This window comes from Bradyrhizobium sp. WSM2793 (assembly GCF_000379585.1).
In the GTDB taxonomy this organism is placed as follows: Bacteria; Pseudomonadota; Alphaproteobacteria; order Rhizobiales; family Xanthobacteraceae; genus Bradyrhizobium.
The window spans coordinates 1-16,796 of record NZ_KB902826.1; the positions used below are offsets into that span (position 1 = coordinate 1).

Genomic DNA, 16,796 nt, shown 5'->3' on the forward strand with positions numbered 1-16,796 from the left:
ACGGAGCGGGGTCGCCATAGCTTTCGAGACCCACAGCATTCTCGAAGCTCTTGGGGCCTGAAGAGAGGCACGATAAACAGACGTCTGTCGAACCGACGGATGATTTCAGTGAGCAGGGCATCAACTCGCGTCATTGAGCATGTGTTGAGCTGCGATCCCTTGCAAAGCCTGTCGGCGAGCTAGGTCGACTAAAGCAACTCGCTCAAGACGGGCATGCGATCGCCCTGGTATGCTCGCCGCAACACCATTATACCACCTTTGCCTTGCGACGATCGCGTATGCGGCGGCTTGGCAGAACTTTTTTGTGACGGCGTCATCAGTCAGACAGCGGCGATTGCGAACTGCGATCGGTTTGATGACCACTTCGAGCCCATTAGCGTGATTTCACCCCGAGATTCATTTTCTGATTGCGACGTTGGAGTGCCATTTTCTGCGCGGCTTTCATCAGCTTGAAGACCATGCCGGGCGCCCTGCGCTTCGATATCCAGCCGTTGAACGGAATGTGCCGTAGCACCATTACGGAACTGCTCACCGGATTGGGCGAGAAACGCCGCGCGAACTTTTCATGATCGTCTACCAGCAGCACGAACTCGGCCCCACTGGGATATCAAGCGTTCATGATCTTGATTGCGGTCATAAAGAATCAGCTGAAGCCAACGATAATAGCGGCACCGCTCGCGTTCTTACGAAATCGACATGAGGGCGGCCGGGCGACACTGTCGCGCTGAATGACTAAGGGTAGCGGGCAGCTCCTTGAATGGGTGCGGCTGGGACAGCCGCCGGAACGCACGCATTGGTACTCGCGCGACGTCGGCCACAAACCAAGGCAAATTCGCCGGATATATGCGCCACAGGACGGTTTTTAGCGATTTTTTCGTTCACGGCGGAGGTAGGCTTTGGGTAGCTTATCGGCCATGCCGTACAACAATCAGCAACTGAGGGCTACTCCTTGCGCGACTCCACGAAAGCGGCGACTTCTGAGCGCGCGGACCTTCACGCCGGACCCGAGAACGAACTCACGGGTTGGCAGCCCTACAAGGGCTTCGACAATTTTGAGATTCATTGCGGGCCTTACTTTTATCGGCAGGAACCGGACGGCAGTTTCCGCGCCGCCTTCCGGGTCGAGAATAAGCACCTCAATGACGGCAAGAACGTGAGTGGTGGGTGCCTGATGGCATTTGGCGATTCTTGCCTGTTCGTGATCGCGAAGCCCGTGCTTCAAGGTCCCGGCGTTACCATTGATTTCTCCGGTTCGTTTATCGATGCCGCGCGCGAAGGCGATCTGATTGTGGGTGCGGGCGAAATCATCCGCGCTGGTGGCTCGCTGATTTTCGTGCGAGGTCAATTGACGTCCGGAGAGCGTACGTTGTTCACATTTTCCGGCACGATTAAGCGACTTAAGAAGGGGTAAGGCAGCCTTGGCGCGCAGCCCGGCGTTTTTACCTGCAGCCGTCGCTTATAAAAGCAACGCCTCAAGCTGAGGGGCCGGACTGGTAACCGCACCGATGTGCGGAGCTGACCGTCAGAGCCGCGGGTATCTAACACGCGACGTTGCCTAGGAAGCAACCTGTGCCGAGCGCAGCAGGCGCCCTCTTGGAGGGAGCTCCATACGCTTCTAACCGCATCCGCAGGCAGCCCGAGCTGCTAAGGCAACGAGGTCGCGAATGGTGGGCAGGAAGTCTCTGGTCTTCAAAGCGTCGAACTTGAGGCCGGGTCTTTGGCAAGATATGTGTCCGCGATAACCATCTTTCAGACCTGTTTCGACGGCATACGCCCAAGCCTCAGAGCTACAGGAGGATACAAGCCGACGGCGACGTCTCTGTCGTTATCGGGTAGCAGCGCCCAAGCGCAGCGCTGACTGATGCAGTGATCGGCTGACCAAAAGCCAAGCGGGAGGCGACTTTTCCTATAGAGTTAAAGCCTCGAATTTCGAATGGGCTACCGTCATCGTCAATTCGATTGCACCGGCCCAAAGCTTGCGGATGACTTTGGCCACCATTCACTCCCGTAGGAAACGCTGCGCTCGGGGCGCAGATCACTTGCGTCGGTTTACCAGTTACGCGCGACTACCTTTCCTCCGTCTTGGGATTGCGCCGCGCCAGGGTTACGGAGATGCTAATCCGATTTGAAGAACAAGGGGTGATTCGCAAGATGCGCGGCGTCTTGCAGATCGGCAAGCGCGAATCCCTTGAGCAAAAGACATGTTGTTGAACAAATTAGTCTCAAGTGTTTATGCCTCGTCTCCGTCAGCATTCTCATCACCGGAGCCGGTGGGCTAATAAATGGTTGCGAGGATTTGGATATGTGGGATGGCCCCTTCTGGCGATGTGGCGGATTTCCTAGATCGATTAGGTGATCAACAACGATACTTCGGTTTGGCCCGCGGCCCCTTTGTTCAATCAATGCTTTGGCGTTAGCCCAGATGACAGCCATCGAAGGCAAGGACGACTAGTGAGACATGACGGTAGTCATGCCAGGAACGAGAATCGTTGTGATCAAGGCCGAACTCGTTCTTCGCGGTGTCGAAGCAGTCTTCGATGACCCAGCGATGGACTTCCACCAACAGCTTCTGGATAGACATACGTGATAGGCGCAACCTTTGTTCGGAAGTCACGAAGCTCCTGCGACAACCCTGCTGCGATTGGCGGCAGTTCGCTGCTCATCGAAACTGATCTCGGCACCAAGGAATGGACGACCGACGGCCTTGGTCGTAAAATAGCCTGCCATGGACTCCGCCGGCGTCAAAATCCAATCTCACGTCAAGCAAAGACTATCTCACGCATTAAGGCCAAATCCATTCAGCGCGCGCGGCGGTATTACTCGACTTGAAAGCTGGTAAGTTAACAGCTGGAAATCTGCATTGGCCAGCGCGAATCGGACAAAAGACTCAGGACTTGCTCATTTCGCTTGGATCGGATGATCTCTCACTTTGCGCAGGCATACGAAACACCAGTTTCTAACGGAACGAGAGCTGTCATCGGCCTCTGGGCGGCTTTTAGCTGGCGCCGCTAGTGGTGCAGCTGAACCCATCGCCTGCATGTACTCACTCTCTCGCTAGGCGAAATTCGCGGGCGGCTCCTTGACGACTTTAACCTTCGCTACACTGCACCGGCCGTCGACGCTGACCGGCACCTCACCATTGATCGACGCGCGGCGAACGACGCGACGCTCATCGCCGTAGTCCCTGACCGCATAATGCATAGTGGCGCGGTTGTCCCAGATAGCGACGTCGCCCTGCTTCCAGCTCCAACGTACGGTATTTTCCGGCGCGGCTATATGCGCCTCGAATAGATCGAACAACCTTTGTCCGTCGTATTTCGAGATATCAACAAAGCGCGTCACATAACAGCCGAGCACCAGTGCGCGCTCGCCGGTCTCAGGGTGGACCCGTACTACGGGGTGCTCGGTCTCGAACATCGTTCTGGCAAGGAACTTCTCATGACGATTTTTGTCGGCCTGGCTGGGGCGGACGGCTACGGCGAAGTCGAACGCGCTGCTGTGAACGGCCCAGAGATCGTCGGCAAGCCGCTGCAGGGTCGGCGGCAAGTCGTCATAAGCGGCCGCCGTGTTTGACCAAACAGTGTCACCGCCGACTGGTGGAATCACTACCCCTCGCAACACCAAGACCTTAGGATACGCGTCCACGCAGGATGCATCAATGTGCCAAGCGTCAGCCCGAACACCCCCGCATGCAGAATCAATATCAAGGATCGACGTCGTTCCCTCGGCAGCACCTAGCAAGGGCGGCACAAGCGTCCCAAACCGAAGAGCAAAGCGTTCCTGCTCGGCGTCATCGAGATGAGCCTGGTTGCGGAAGAAGATCACCTTGTGCTCAAGCAGCAGGCTATTAATCGCAGCGAAGGTATGGTCCGGCAAATCGCCCGACAGCTTGATATTTCTAACTTCGGCGCCAATGCGCGCTGTGCATTTGATGATATCGCTCCGCGGAACGACTTTGTCGATTAAAGCTGTCTCGCTCATGACATTCTCCGACTTTGGTTTCTACGCCAGCCCGAGTAATTTAGTCGTGAAACGACGGGTGACGCTAGATTGGAAAGGCCTCTAAAATCTGCGCTAAACCGTGCGTGGTGCGATGCCACGCCAGTGATTGCGACCTTTTCTGAATTCGCCGAGCTTTTCGCGATCGCAAACGCAGCCTGTTTCGTTCCAAGCAAGTGCGAAGTGCCTAGATGCAAATGGATGGTGCTGACGTCGGGCTTTCATGGGGGTAGGCTCGCGTTACAGAGTGATCTCTAGCAAGGGTCGTGCCATTCAACGTTGAATCGTTCGTCAACATAAAGAAATGGCTCATTTCTACCAGCGAGAGCTTAGCCCGTCACGATTTGATGCACCATGTTCTCACTTACACGAGATGCGATTCCAACAATCGCGTGTAGGTAATATTGTGAGACGTGCACGCGTGCGCTTGCGGCGACGCTGCCTCGATTGTCGCCGTCGACTCCACAGAAGCCGCGGCCGGTTAGAGTGATGCCGCAGCGAACCTTGGCCTCAATCAAATTCAGTGCATGCTTGAGCGGGGGCCGCGAGTTCGACAAGTAGCAGCAGGACCCCCGGCAGCTAAATGTCAGGATCGGACCAATCATCTCAAGCGCGATAGTAGCCTTTATCGGAACTGCCCTCGTAAGGGCCGCGCCTTTGCGGCATGGCTTGGTACAAAGCAAATCTCGACCGGGGATCGAACTATTCTCGACCGCATATCAAGGCGGCAATCGCTATCTGCGAACACCTTAAGCGAGTCTTGAGTCCCACCCCTTTGGTTCGCAAATGGTGCTTCGATATCGCCAGAGAGGCGGTGTTGTATATGATACGAAATGTATAGTAGGCCGCAATTGACCTGCCGCTGCGTATTTCCTCCAGATGGAGTTGGAGTCCGGCTGAAGTGTAGCGAGACCGAACTTTGGATCATCCAGAACTGGAGTTTTTTGCGTTGATCACGTTGGCGGGCTGGATGCGCCGACGTGATTTTGCAGCAAAATCGGCGGTCTGTTGCCGATCGCGCCATGGGGCCGTTCTTCGTTGTAGTATCTGCGCCAAGTCTCCACTTTTTCTTGGGCGTCCGCAAGGCTGAGGAACCAGTGAGTGTTGAGGGATTCGGCCCGGAAGCGGCCGTTGAAGGCCTCGATGAACGCGTTGTCGGTCGGCTTGCCCGGCAGGAGAAGTTCAGCGTGACGCCGCGTTGATAGGCCCATAGGTGGCGATCGCCACATCAAGGATCTGATGGCAGCTCAAAGGTACAAATGAGTTATCGAACCTCGCAGTAGCCAGTCTCAAGGACGGCATTGAGGTCATCCAAGTGCCGGCACCGCCGATCCAAGCGCCTGATCACCTCGTCACCTGAATCCGAATAGCTCAGCCTATTGGCCGATAATTCAATGGAGATTTCTAAATGACTATGGATAACGAGAAGGACGCCCCACCGGCTCTATCCACAGGTGCGACCCATATGCTCATCGAGCTATGGGGAGCGAAGAACCTCGACGATCCGGCCCTTGCGGAAGACGCAATCCGAAAAGCCATTCGTGCAGCGAGGGCGACATTACTACACCTTCATGTTCATAAACATTGTCGCGGTCACGGCGTCTCCGCAATAGCCTTGTTGGCTGAGTCGCACATGACCTTACATACCTGGCCTGAGAGGTCTTACGCGGCCGCTGATGTTTTCGTATGTGGCGACCGTGATCCTGCGACCGCCGTGCCAATTCTGGTCGACGCCTTTCAGCCCGAACGGTCTGACGTTCGTCGCTTCCGGAGAGGTGTGTCAATCAAGCCATGAAGATCACCAGGTGGAATGCAAGCGGCGCGTCCTCGCTCCCGATCGCCAGACTTTACCAAGCATTCGGAAGGCGCTCGCCGCTCTCAGCTAACCTGGCCCGTCGTTTCAACGCTGCTGGGGGACCTCCATGAGCAGCATCATCCGCGCCATCAATTTCAGCCTGCTGATGGTATGAAGTGCGAGACTAGTTCGAGTTTTGCGGTCTGCTGATCGTATTTTCCGGCGCCCTTTGTGCAGCTGCCGGGAAGTTCGTCGGTGCTAAATGTGATTGCGGCCTTTGTGGGCTGGGGGAGACTTGAGGCGATTGGCGTTGGCCTCAAACTTTTGCCCGCCAGCCAAACGCGCAACCTGTGGCAGGTTCGTTAGGCCTGCGCCGGGCCGTGTGGAAGGCGCGCGATGTCACGACGGCTAAATGGCGCAGCGGGATCTCTCCTGGGCGACCGTGACCGCGGTAAGGCCCAACATCACGTTGCCGGTGATTCCGAAATGGAGGCGATAGAGCCACCAGATTGCGCAGCACCGGTCGAGATCGGAAATGGCGAGCGCGCGCTTTATTGCTGCACCCATCCGCGGCATCGGCATTATTCCACGTGTCATCTGGAAAACTCGACGTCTCGGGACCAGTGCTCTCCATTTAGTGAGTTTTCGGTCGGTGATGGCTCGCTCTCGGGCGCTTGCATCTGCAATAAATTGGGAGCTGAGATTGATGTTCGCCATGGCATTCTTTTCCGCGTTTCGAAGCTGGTTGAGCACACGCCTATGTGCATCCAACCTTGCCGTAACCTTATGATGGAAGTACTGCTTCCAGAACGCCCAGATCTGGTAGTGACAATTGACAGGACTCCTATCCGATAAGTACGCGCACGAATCCCACTGCTACACAAAGCACCTGCGCCACTTGCCACTATCGTTGCGGCTACCCGAACTTTGCTGCTACCCCCTTCGGAAATAACTCCGCGCCCGCCAAGACTATCTGGGCTCGCACCGGCAGTGCCTACGGCGTTTTCCGAGGGGCAGCCAACGCCATCGGCTCCGGCCGTGTCAAATCGCTCAGCATCGGGCCTGCCAGCTGTCGCGCGTCGAGTGCTCCATCTCGACCGTCCCGGAAGACCTCGCAGAGCGATGCCGCTCTAGCGTTGCATGTCCACTCAGCCTTTGCTCTTTCTTTGCCTAATGTTGAGGCCACGAGCTCAATGTTGAAGATTGTAGCAGTAGGGGCATTTTCCTACGAGAAGCCCTTCGTTAATCGCGGAGTTGATCGCCTCAAACAAGCTTAGAGACTCCGGCGGGCATCGACAACACTCCTGCTGATGTTCGTGCCGATAACGGTCGGCTGCGTCGTACTCGTCTCAGCCACAAGCGCGCGAGTTTTCATGCGCTAGACTAATCATGCGATGGCAATTCCTCGTGACGTCGAGGGGACAGTTTTCCACGGCGCGCGACACCAAGCATTCACGTGTCGAAAATAAGCGCGAGCGTGTTTCTTTTTCTGGTAAGAGCGGTGGCATTTGTGAATGCGGTCAGTCAGGCGCCCATGCTCTCGCGTATTCTGGATTTAATCCCGCTGAGACAATCGATTGGCGCCGGCGCTTAGAGTTAGGTCCGCCTGCCGAGGAGGATGCAGCTGTCCCCACCAGATGCTCGACATGGACTTGAAAAAACAATCGAATGAGCAAAGCGCGTAAGGTTTTCCTCCTGCCGCGGCGGTTCTCTGCCATACGCAAAACCCGCCAACATTCGACTTCTAGCGCCCCACTTACCTGTTCTGACCACGTTGGGCGGAAGTCGTTGCGGTCCCCTACGCCTGGGCAGAAATCAGATGCGAACCTAACTCAAGAACTCATAGTGCCAGTGAGGCATGCTCATGCGCGAGCAGCTCGGGCAGGCGGGCATGTGTGATGTGCAGGCTTGCCTCGACGGCGGTGCTGTCGAGATCGAGCCGCAGCGGCAGGGTGTTGATGAACAGGCCCATCGGACGGCGGCACCGGCGCCGCCATGCATGCGGCCGAACAGCACCGTGCCGAACACCACCTGCTCACGGCAACTGCTGCGCGCCACCACCTCCCGCACACCAGGTGGCAGAGGCTCGCCAGGGTCACACCAAGCCGCCTGGCCGCGCAGCCGCGCATTGAGCACCTGCGGCAGCGTCCGCCGTGCCTCCGTGGTCCCGCTGCCGTCGCCGCAGACCTCGCTTAAGCCGAACGGCCGGCCCGGCTCAACGATGTCTGCGAGCCACGTCCGGAAGAACTCTTCATGCGCCTTTGCATCAACGCCCACGCGCCTCCGTCACCATATTGCAAAAGGGATGTGGGACTATCAGGCCATGCTCATGTCCCTCCAGCACGGCCAAATAGCACTAGGCCTACGGAGATGCTGCCAGCCATGTTTTAGGCTCGCCTTCCGCCGAGAGCGGACCGAACTCGACGGCCTGCCGCTCGAACAGACTGCGATAGATGCCGCCGGGTTGCACGATCAGTGCGGGATGCGTGCCCTGCTCGACTATCTCGCCGCGATCGAACACCAGGATGCGGTCGAGGCCGCGCACCGTCGACAGGCGGTGCGCGATTACGATCGAGGTGCGGTCCTTCATCAGCCGTTCCATCGCCTCTTGGATCAGCGCTTCCGATTCCGAATCCAGGCTCGACGTCGCCTCGTCCAGGATCAACACTGGCGCATCGGCAAGGAACGCGCGCGCCAGCGCAACGCGCTGCCGCTCGCCGCCCGACAGATTTACGCCGCGCTCACCCACTAGAGTGCTGTAGCCCTTCGGCGATCGTATGATGAAGTCATGCGCATTGGCGAGCCTCGCCGCCTGCTCGATCGCCGCCATGCTGGCGCCGGGTCGGCCATAGGCGATGTTTTCAGCCAGCGAGCGGTGAAACAGGATCGGCTCCTGCTCCACGATCGCGATCTGGCTGCGCAGCGACTGCTGCGTGGCTTTCGCAACGTCCTGGCCGTCAATCAGGATCCGGCCGCCGGAGACGTCGTAGAGCCGCTGAAGCAGCTTGACGAACGTGGTCTTGCCGGAGCCGGAGCGGCCGACCAGACCGATCCGCTCGCCGGCACGGATCTGGATCGACAATCCGTCGTAGAGCGGCACGCGATCGCCGTCATAGAGGAAGGTGACGTCCTCGAACGTGATCCTCCCACCGTGAATGTCGATCGGCTTGGCGTCGGGGGCATCGACAATGCCGATCGGCTCGCCATAGATGGTAACGAGTTCCTCCATGTCGTTCACCGAGCGCTGCAGATTGTTAATGTGCATCCCGACGTCACGCAAATAGGCGTGGATGATGTAATAGCTTGTCAACACATAGGTGACGTCGCCCGGAGAGGTGCGCCCCGCTATCCACAGCAGGATGGCACCGCCGATCACCGAAGCACGAAAGCACAAGAGCATCACGAGCTGCACCGTGCTCGTGCCGTTGGACCGCAGCCAGGTGCGCTGCACCCGCGTCCGCCAGCGTCTGGCGACACCGTCAAGCCGCGCATCCTCACGCGCCTCAGCACCGAAGGATTTCACCACAGTATTGCAAGTGAGCGCGTCCGCTAGCGTGCCGCTGACTTTGCTGTCCCAGGCGTTGGAGACGCGCGCCGCCGGCGCGATGTAGCCGATCGTGAATGCCGTCGTGATGGCGACATAGATCACTGCGCCGAGGCCGATCACGGCGCCGAGCTCGGGCCAATGCAGGCCGAGCAGGATCGTCGAGCCCACGAGCACCGCGAGCGACGGCAACAATGCCATCAGGATAGTATGGTTAAGCAGGTCGAGCGCCCACATGCCGCGGGTGATCTTGCGCACGGTCGAGCCGGCGAACGAGTTAGCGTGCCAGTCGGTTGAGAAGCGCTGCACGCGCATGAAGGCCCCACGGGCCACATCCGACATGGTCTTCAGCGTGAACGGCACGATCGCCTGCAAGCCCGTAAACCGCAATATAATCGAGAGCAGACCAAGCGCGAGGGTACCAGCGAACGCAATCAGCGCCGCATGTCGCGCCGCGTGGTCGGAGGGGACCGACGTCAATGCATCCACCAGACGGCCGGAATAGACCGGCATGAACAGGTCGGCGACGGTCGCGCCTAAGAAGCCGACGAGGATGATCGTGGCACGGACTGGCTGCTTCAGCCAATGCTCCAAGGCAAACGGGAGAACCAGGCCGATTGCGGCGCGTCGTTTGTCATCTTGACTGGTCATGGCGCTAGGGGTTTGTGGCGCACGCGGTGTAAAACCGTTCGATCCAGACCCGATGTGCCCAACGCTTGGCGCGCCGATGCGATAAATGCCTGGAGTCTGGGGGCTGCGGCCGAAATCTTCTACCCATTTTACCCACTTTTCGCGTAAGCGCTTAGCTGAAGCGCCTCACGCTTTGCGGGCTCCTCGGGCTGAGAGCATCGATCTGAGACATCGGCCAGCCTTGCGCGATCCGAGCTTGTGTGAGCCAGGTATGCCGGATCGGCGTCACTTATCTTTGCCCGTCTGCAGAAGCGTGGGGATGACCACCTAGCTCCGGCCTCGGCCATGGCTGTACGAAGGTGCATTTTGACGAAGGAAGTGTTCAGCATATGACTGCCAGAGACTTTGCGTTATGGGATCGCGGCGCGACTTCACCTGGAAGATCACCTTCGCGTCGATCCGGACGGAGGTCATAGCAATCCGAACCTCCGGCCACAAACGATCCACCGCCGTGCTCGCTGATCGTTAATTGCCGCTGGCCCACCGGATAAATGGAGGAATTGACCAGTGAGCAGCTCAGATCGTTACCCTTTTTCATCTTTTCTCCTCCGGCGCTTGCGCTTTGGTACTTTGGGAGACTCCGGGCTGCGGAGTCGCACAAAGTGACCCATAGCAAGCCTTCTGACCCTTGTAGTTGGCCAGCGTTTGGACCAATACCGACATAACCTGCTGTTTCAGTTTGTCCGGGATAGATGCGGGGCCGTCCAGCGATTTCAGCGTCACCTCGGATCGCGCGATCCTTGTTGCGCTCTCGTAATAGTACTGGGCGATCGCCGGATAGGACCGGAACTTAGGGACCTCGCCGCGTTGCGGAGGATTCACTGCCAGCTGGGGATTCTAAGCCCAGCGCCACGTTACTCTCCAAAATTATTGTCAGAGGTTGCGCGATGTTTTGCGCTAGCTGATCTCTGATCGCGACCGCGACCGAGAGGGGTGGTGCCTTGGTGTAGACGGGCTGCCGAGCGAGATCCGCAGCGAATGTCGGTGTCGCCGCGCTAAGTGCGACGACACACAAAATCACAAGCAACAAGCTCTTCCTCTCACAAGCGGGCCACATCGGTTCAAGGAAGGAGAGCATCGCTCGTCTCGCGTCTGGGTGCGCTCAGCACTTTCAGTACTGCTGCACCTTAGTAGCAACGTCCGTGCCAGCATCGTTCGGGCGCATTAAGTGCCTAGTTGCGCATGAATAGCTCAACGGCACTTCACGGCGACCAGTGTTTTGAACCCGACGGGCTTTGTGCCGCTGTCGGAATTTGAACAAGAATTGCGCACTTCGCGCCGCCAGAAAACTGATTTGATGTTGTGAGCCGCCGAACGGAAACTTGGTAATCCCTGTCCCCTAGCAGACAGGATTAGAGGCGAGCGACGATGTAGATCGGACTAGAACGAGCCAAAGCCTGTGGACCGGGGACACGAGTTCTGGTCGATGACGATGGAACCATTGGCGGGGCACTGCAGACGGTGCCGCGGATCGGGGAGTCTTTGAAACTGTCAGTGCTCGCCATCGGGCCAAGTGGTTCCAAAACTGGTAATTCGATTAGTTTGCTGTCCAGCCGCGTGTACCAGGGCTCCCTGACGCCCCTATCGACTTCGAAAAGTCGTTTGCCCTCGTATCGAAACATGCCGCCGATCGCCTCGATGGAACTAAGGCTTATACAGGCGTTCACCTCCAGGTTTCTGGCAGGAGTCCGGCTGGAACCACCTGCTGGCAGCGCATCACTTCCCTCGCTGGCATGAAACTCTTTGCGCAAGCTGCGGACCTTGAAAAGCCATCCTGCTACAGCTGGATGACAGGTATCGAATAAGCGCAGGTGGGTCGTGGTCGAGTAGCTCGGCCATTTGGCTTTGCCCTCACAGATCCGGGCGGGCGGCTTTCCCGCACCCGGCTCTTCCCGAGAGTAACCCGCGTCATATCCGCGCCTGCGCCCATGTGCGAGTGATGCGTGGAGTTGGCAGGCGGAAGCGTCCCGTCAGGGTCTCGAACTCCGGCCAGCCCATGCGCCGACTTTTCTGGCTGCGCCGTCTCAGACAACGTAGCCAGGTCCGACGCACTTCGCGGTAGAAGCCGTTGAGCGCGGGATAATTGTGCGGCCTGCCATAGTAGCCATAGTGCCCGCGCAGCACGGCGGCGAACCACTCGTGCTGCGTGGCTAGTGGCGCGTGCATGAGCCGCCAGGCGTCCTGGCGCAACGCCGTCAGCTTGCGCGTCAGGCGTTTCCCAGTCCGTCTTGTGCTTCACGATGAACCGGCCATCTCGGGTCCGCCCGCAGTAGTGGGTGAAGCCGAGGAAGGCGAAGGTCTCTGGCCGCCGCTCGCCGCGCCGCTGACGCGAGAGGGCCGCGAACCGGCCAAACTCGATCAACCGCGTCTTGCCCGCATGGAGCGTCAGGCCGATGGTGGCCAGTCGCACCTTGAGAGCCAAGAGCATTTCCTGCGCATCGGCCTTGCTCTCGAAGCCCATGACGAAGTCGTCCGCGTAGCGCACGATCACAATGCGACCGCGTGCGTGGCGACGACGCCATTGGTTGACCCAGAGATCGAGGATGTAGTGCAGGAAGATGTTGGCAAGGAGCGGGCTGGTGCCTGCCCCTTGCGGCGTGCCCCTGTCCGTCTCTTGCTTCTCGCCGCTCTCAAGAACGCCAGCTCGCAGCCACAGCTCAATGAGCCGTAGGATACCAGGATCGGCGATCCTGTGTGCCACCATCCGCAGCAGCCGCTCGTGGTCGACCGAGTCGAAGAAGCTGCGTATGTCGGCATCAAGCACCCAATTCACGCGCTGGCTCATGATCGCCGTATGCAGGGCATCAAGCGCCATAAGAGGATTCCGCCCCGGCCGGAAGCCGTAGGAGAACCCGAGGAAGTCGGTCTCGTAGACCGCGCTCAACACCTCGGCCACCGCGCTTTGGACGATCTTGTCCTCTAGCGCCGGCACACCGAGAGGCCGCTTGCCGCCATCGGCTTTGGGAATGTAGACGCGCCGCAGCGGCTGTGGCCGGTAGCGAGCAGCGTGGACCCGTGCGCAGAGGTCGCGGATGTTATCCGTGAGCCTTTCTTCGTACTTCGCCACCGTTATCCCATCGACCCCCGCGCTTGCCTGCCGCTTTTGTCGTCGAAACGCCCGAAGCAGAGCGTCCTCGTCGATGTGGTGCAGCAAGGCTGTGAACCGGGTTTGGGCAGCCTGCTTGGCCGCCGCGTTCACCCGCTCGAGATTCGGCGGCAAGGCAACCCGGCTCTGTGTCCGGCCCCTGGCCTTCTCGCGCGGGCTCCTCTCGGGCCGGCCCCTTCCCTCCATACGTCTCGTTTCCTTCGACGACTTCACAGGTACTATGGACCAGTCCGACTCCCGACCTCAGCTCGGACCGCGGCTCTGGCAGTGCCTTGCCGCTGTCCCCCATTGGAGACCAATCCAATGGACCCGGTCGGGCCTCTCATGTTCCGATGATTACCTTCCATGCGTGATCCGGCCACCGACCCCGACGGAGTGGCATCGTCTCGCATAACGACGATGCTCATGCTGCCTTCGTGACTAGGGAACACACTCGGCCTCCGCGAACATCCACCTTTCGAGGCTCATTCCCGCACCCCGCATGGCTCCTGTCTACACTTCAGACCTCACGTTGCCGCGACGCCCGCAAGACTCGGTCCCGGCTTGCCTGCTTCGGCTTTGGCCGGATGGGACTTCCACCCACAAGCAATCATCAGCTTGGCATGACGTACTCCCCGGTGATGGTGTAGCTGGGTAGAGCAAAGCCGTCCGCACGCGCGCGCTCCCATGGCGCCGTAGCGGGCGGGCGGCTTTGCGGTGGTCACCGGCAGTTCGCCGGTAGGGTCGGGTTGCTGACACCAACCTGATTCGAGGAACCACCGATGACCGATGAGATGATGAACCTCCGCACGCTCGTGGAGAAGACCCCTGATGCGGATCTNCTGCGCGAGATGATCGGCTTTGCTGCCCAGCGCCTGATGGAGCTGGAAGTGGAAGGCCAGACCGGGGCCGCCTACGGCGAGAAGAACCCCGAGCGTCTGGCGCAGCGCAACGGCTACCGCGACCGGACCTGGGAGACCCGCGCCGGCACGGTCGAGCTGCGCATTCCCAAGCTGCGCAAAGGCTCCTACTTCCCCGGCTTTCTGGAGCCGCGCCGGATGGCCGAGAAGGCGCTCACCGCCGTGGTGCAGGAAGCGTATGTGCAGGGCGTCTCGACCCGCTCCGTCGACGATCTGGTGCAGGCGATGGGCATGAGCGGCATCTCCAAGAGCCAGGTCTCGCGGCTGTGCGCGGAGATCGATGAAGGTGAAGGCGTTCCTCGCTCGCCCGATCGAGGGCGATTGGCCCTATCTGTGGATCGACGCCACCTACGTGAAGGTGCGCCAGCAGGGGCGCATCGTGCCGGTCGCGGTGATCGTCGCGGTCGGCGTTAACAGTGATGGTCGGCGCGAAGTTCTCGGCATAGACATTGGTCCCTCGGAGGCTGAGACATTCTGGACGGCGTTCCTGCGCAAGCTCGCCCGCCGCGGCCTGTGCGGCGTCAAGCTGGTCGTCTCCGACGCCCATGAGGGCATCAAAGCGACCGTCGCCAAGGTGCTCAACGCCTCCTGGCAGCGCTGCCGCGTGGGGTCGTTGAAAAAGCTGCAATTGGCTGATTCCGTTCTCATCGGCGATTCGCGATCGGCGGAGCAAACGAGATGCTGGGGCGCAAGGAGCGGGATCAGTTGGAGCTCTTCATCACTGGCTCGCTCAAACAGCTCGTCCCAGATGAGCACGTGCTGGCGCGGGTCGATCGTGTTCTCGACCTGTCCTGGCTAAGGGAAGAGGTCTCCGACTGCTATTGCGCGAACGACGGTCGGCCCGGCATCGATCCGGAAGCCGCGGTACGGCTGATGCTCGCGGGTCTGCTCACCGGCATCGTACACGATCGCAAGCTGATGCGTGAGGCTCAGGTCAACATCGCCATTCGCTGGTTTGCTGGTTAGGGCCTGCACGAGCAGCTACCGCACCATTCCAGCCTGACGCGTATCCGCCAGCGCTGGGGCGAAGAGCGATTCCGTAGGATCTTCAAACGCACGGTCGAGGCCTGCCTGAAGGCCAAGATCGCAACAGCGGAAGTGGTTCACATCGATGCGTCGCTGATCCGCGCCAACGTGAGTTGGGACAGCCTCACCGAGCAGCATGTGGTGGATGTGCTGAGCGAGAATCAAAGCGAGGATGAAAGCGAACTCGAGAGAAAGGGCCGGCAGAGCGGCAAGTACAAGAAGATTTGCACCACCGATCCGGATGCGACAATGGCCACCAATGCCCGAAACCGGCGGTTGGAGCCCGCTTACAAGCAGCACACGGCCGTCGATGACAAGGTCGGCGTCATTCTGGACGTCGCGGTTACGACCGGACAAACGAACGAAGGGGAGATGATCGAGCCACAAGTCGATGAGGTTGAAGCTATGACAGGCATCGACATCAAGACGGTCACCGCTGATGCCGGCTATGCCTACGCTAAAGTCTACGGTGCGCTCGAGCGGCGCGGCATCGACGCCCTGATCCCAGCTAAAGCCGAACCAATCAAGAGCCGCGTACCGCTCAGACGCTTCCGATACGATGCCAAGCACGACATCTTGAAGTGCCCGCAAGGACGTATCTTGCGCCCCGCGCGACCCATCAAGCACGGCCGTTTCTTCTATTCGAAGGCGAAGGATTGTGCCCGGTGTCCGCTCAAGGGCGACTGCCTTTCCAAAGGGCGAGTTAACAAAGCGGTCGTTGTCGGTGACGATTATCCTGCACTGCTCCGCGCGAGCGATTTAGCAGACAGGATCGACGGCTTTATCAGCGCCATCGCTGGCGCTCAGAGGGCTTCCACGGCGAAGCCAAGACCTGGCACGGACTGGCGCGCGCCATCCGGCGCGGACTACCGAACATGAAGATCCAGGCCTACCTGACGGCCGCCGCGATCAACCTCAAGCGGCTGGCAGCCGCTCTCCTTGCGCTTATTTTGCCTTGGATTGTCCCTCATAGCGCGTTTGCGGCTTCAGATCGCGCCGTAGCGCGGGTTTTGACGCGAGGGCCATGACGGTGCCGGTCGCTGCATCGCGCGAAATCTATTGGCCACTTCTTCAACGACCCCCGCGTGCACTTCATGCGCAACGCGCTCGCGCATGCCGGCAAGAGCGGGCGGCGTGTCGTCTCCGCCTTCATCGCCACCGCGTTTGCCCAGGACGATGCCGAGGCCGCAAAGACCCAATGGCGAAAGGTCGCCGACCAGCTCCGCCCCAAGCTCCCCAAGCTCGCCGGCTTCCTCGACGAAGCGGAGACCGATGTACTCGCCTACATGACCTTCCCGCCCCAGCACCGGACCAAGCTGCACTCGACCAACCCGATCGAGCGCCTCAACGGCGAGATCAAGCGGCGCACCGAGGTGGTCGGAATCTTCCCCAATGAGGACGCCATCGTTCGCCTCGTTGGTGCGATCCTGCTCGAGCAGAACGATGAATGGGCCGTCCAGCGCGCCCGCTACATGACGCTGGAAACCATCGCGCCGTTGAGCGATGATCCCGCCGTCAGCTTCCCGGCAATCGCCAGCTGACCTGTCCGGCCCATGCCGGCGAACGTGGTGAACTCCGCTTAGCTACACCACGCCGGGGGACACGATCAGCAGATGGCGGACCCTGCAATATGCGATCGGTACTGCGGAGCTAAACAGTGTGGCCCTAAGCAGCGTCGCCGAGGTCGCTTGACAACGGACGGGCCGCAGCGAGCGAGCCTTGGCGCTGCTTTCTTAA

The 16,796-nt window shown here is 59.5% G+C and carries 10 protein-coding genes and 6 pseudogenes; 7 read left to right on the forward strand and 9 right to left on the reverse strand.

Annotation, left to right across the window (positions count from 1 at the left end):
- Window positions 1–373: 373 nt before the first annotated feature.
- Window positions 374–586, reverse strand: coding sequence for a hypothetical protein (locus tag A3AS_RS0138900; RefSeq protein WP_018322834.1), 213 nt, complete (start codon window positions 584–586; stop codon window positions 374–376).
- A 363-nt stretch (window positions 587–949) separates the two neighbouring features.
- Here A3AS_RS0138900 and A3AS_RS0138905 point away from each other — a divergent pair, with 363 nt between their 5' ends.
- Both A3AS_RS0138905 and A3AS_RS49675 read left to right on the forward strand, forming a co-directional pair.
- On the forward strand, window positions 950–1,411 hold the full coding sequence (locus A3AS_RS0138905) for a PaaI family thioesterase (RefSeq protein ID WP_018322835.1): 462 nt from the start codon (window positions 950–952) through the stop codon (window positions 1,409–1,411).
- 677 nt (window positions 1,412–2,088) lie between these two features.
- Complete coding sequence (locus tag A3AS_RS49675; protein WP_245283396.1) at window positions 2,089–2,211, forward strand: hypothetical protein; 123 nt, start codon at window positions 2,089–2,091, stop codon at window positions 2,209–2,211.
- A 223-nt stretch (window positions 2,212–2,434) separates the two neighbouring features.
- Here A3AS_RS49675 and A3AS_RS49680 read toward each other — a convergent pair.
- Window positions 2,435–2,560 (reverse strand): annotated as a pseudogene (locus A3AS_RS49680) (IS701 family transposase); the annotation flags it as partial.
- A 494-nt stretch (window positions 2,561–3,054) separates the two neighbouring features.
- Window positions 3,055–3,981 carry a TauD/TfdA family dioxygenase gene (locus A3AS_RS0138920; RefSeq protein WP_018322837.1) on the reverse strand — a complete coding sequence of 309 codons (927 nt, stop codon included), beginning with the start codon at window positions 3,979–3,981 and terminating at the stop codon, window positions 3,055–3,057.
- Window positions 3,982–4,590: 609 nt separating this feature from the next.
- Between A3AS_RS0138920 and A3AS_RS50270 the strand changes: the two are divergent.
- Window positions 4,591–4,743, forward strand: a pseudogene (locus A3AS_RS50270) (transposase); the annotation flags it as partial.
- Between the two features lie 209 nt (window positions 4,744–4,952).
- Here A3AS_RS50270 and A3AS_RS44430 read toward each other — a convergent pair.
- Window positions 4,953–5,221, reverse strand: a pseudogene (locus A3AS_RS44430) (transposase); the annotation flags it as partial.
- Window positions 5,222–5,464: 243 nt separating this feature from the next.
- Here A3AS_RS44430 and speD point away from each other — a divergent pair.
- The gene (gene speD / locus A3AS_RS50275; protein WP_371260750.1) at window positions 5,465–5,794 is read left to right on the forward strand and encodes an adenosylmethionine decarboxylase; all 330 of its coding nucleotides are present in this window, start codon (window positions 5,465–5,467) and stop codon (window positions 5,792–5,794) included.
- 408 nt (window positions 5,795–6,202) lie between these two features.
- Here the strand turns inward: speD and A3AS_RS49685 are convergent, their stop codons facing one another.
- From A3AS_RS49685 to ltrA, 5 genes are all read right to left on the reverse strand, one after another.
- Window positions 6,203–6,511: a hypothetical protein gene (locus A3AS_RS49685; RefSeq protein ID WP_245283394.1), complete on the reverse strand. Its 309-nt coding sequence runs from the start codon at window positions 6,509–6,511 to the stop codon at window positions 6,203–6,205.
- Between the two features lie 1,123 nt (window positions 6,512–7,634).
- The gene (locus A3AS_RS49885; protein WP_018322840.1) at window positions 7,635–7,766 is read right to left on the reverse strand and encodes a hypothetical protein; all 132 of its coding nucleotides are present in this window, start codon (window positions 7,764–7,766) and stop codon (window positions 7,635–7,637) included.
- Between the two features lie 390 nt (window positions 7,767–8,156).
- Complete coding sequence (locus A3AS_RS0138945) at window positions 8,157–9,989, reverse strand: ABC transporter ATP-binding protein (protein WP_018322841.1); 1,833 nt, start codon at window positions 9,987–9,989, stop codon at window positions 8,157–8,159.
- Window positions 9,990–10,350: 361 nt separating this feature from the next.
- Window positions 10,351–10,566, reverse strand: a complete 216-nt coding sequence (locus A3AS_RS48005; protein WP_157644509.1) for a hypothetical protein — start codon at window positions 10,564–10,566, stop codon at window positions 10,351–10,353.
- 1,239 nt (window positions 10,567–11,805) lie between these two features.
- Complete coding sequence (gene ltrA / locus A3AS_RS0138955) at window positions 11,806–13,248, reverse strand: group II intron reverse transcriptase/maturase (RefSeq protein WP_245283395.1); 1,443 nt, start codon at window positions 13,246–13,248, stop codon at window positions 11,806–11,808.
- Between the two features lie 647 nt (window positions 13,249–13,895).
- Between ltrA and A3AS_RS0138960 the strand changes: the two are divergent.
- The 3 pseudogenes from A3AS_RS0138960 to A3AS_RS46935 all read left to right on the forward strand — a co-directional run.
- Window positions 13,896–14,640 (forward strand): annotated as a pseudogene (locus tag A3AS_RS0138960) (IS256 family transposase); the annotation flags it as partial.
- A gap of 71 nt (window positions 14,641–14,711) precedes the next feature.
- A pseudogene (locus A3AS_RS44435) lies at window positions 14,712–16,087 on the forward strand (transposase).
- 54 nt (window positions 16,088–16,141) lie between these two features.
- Window positions 16,142–16,600: pseudogene (locus A3AS_RS46935) on the forward strand (transposase); the annotation flags it as partial.
- Window positions 16,601–16,796: the final 196 nt, after the last annotated feature.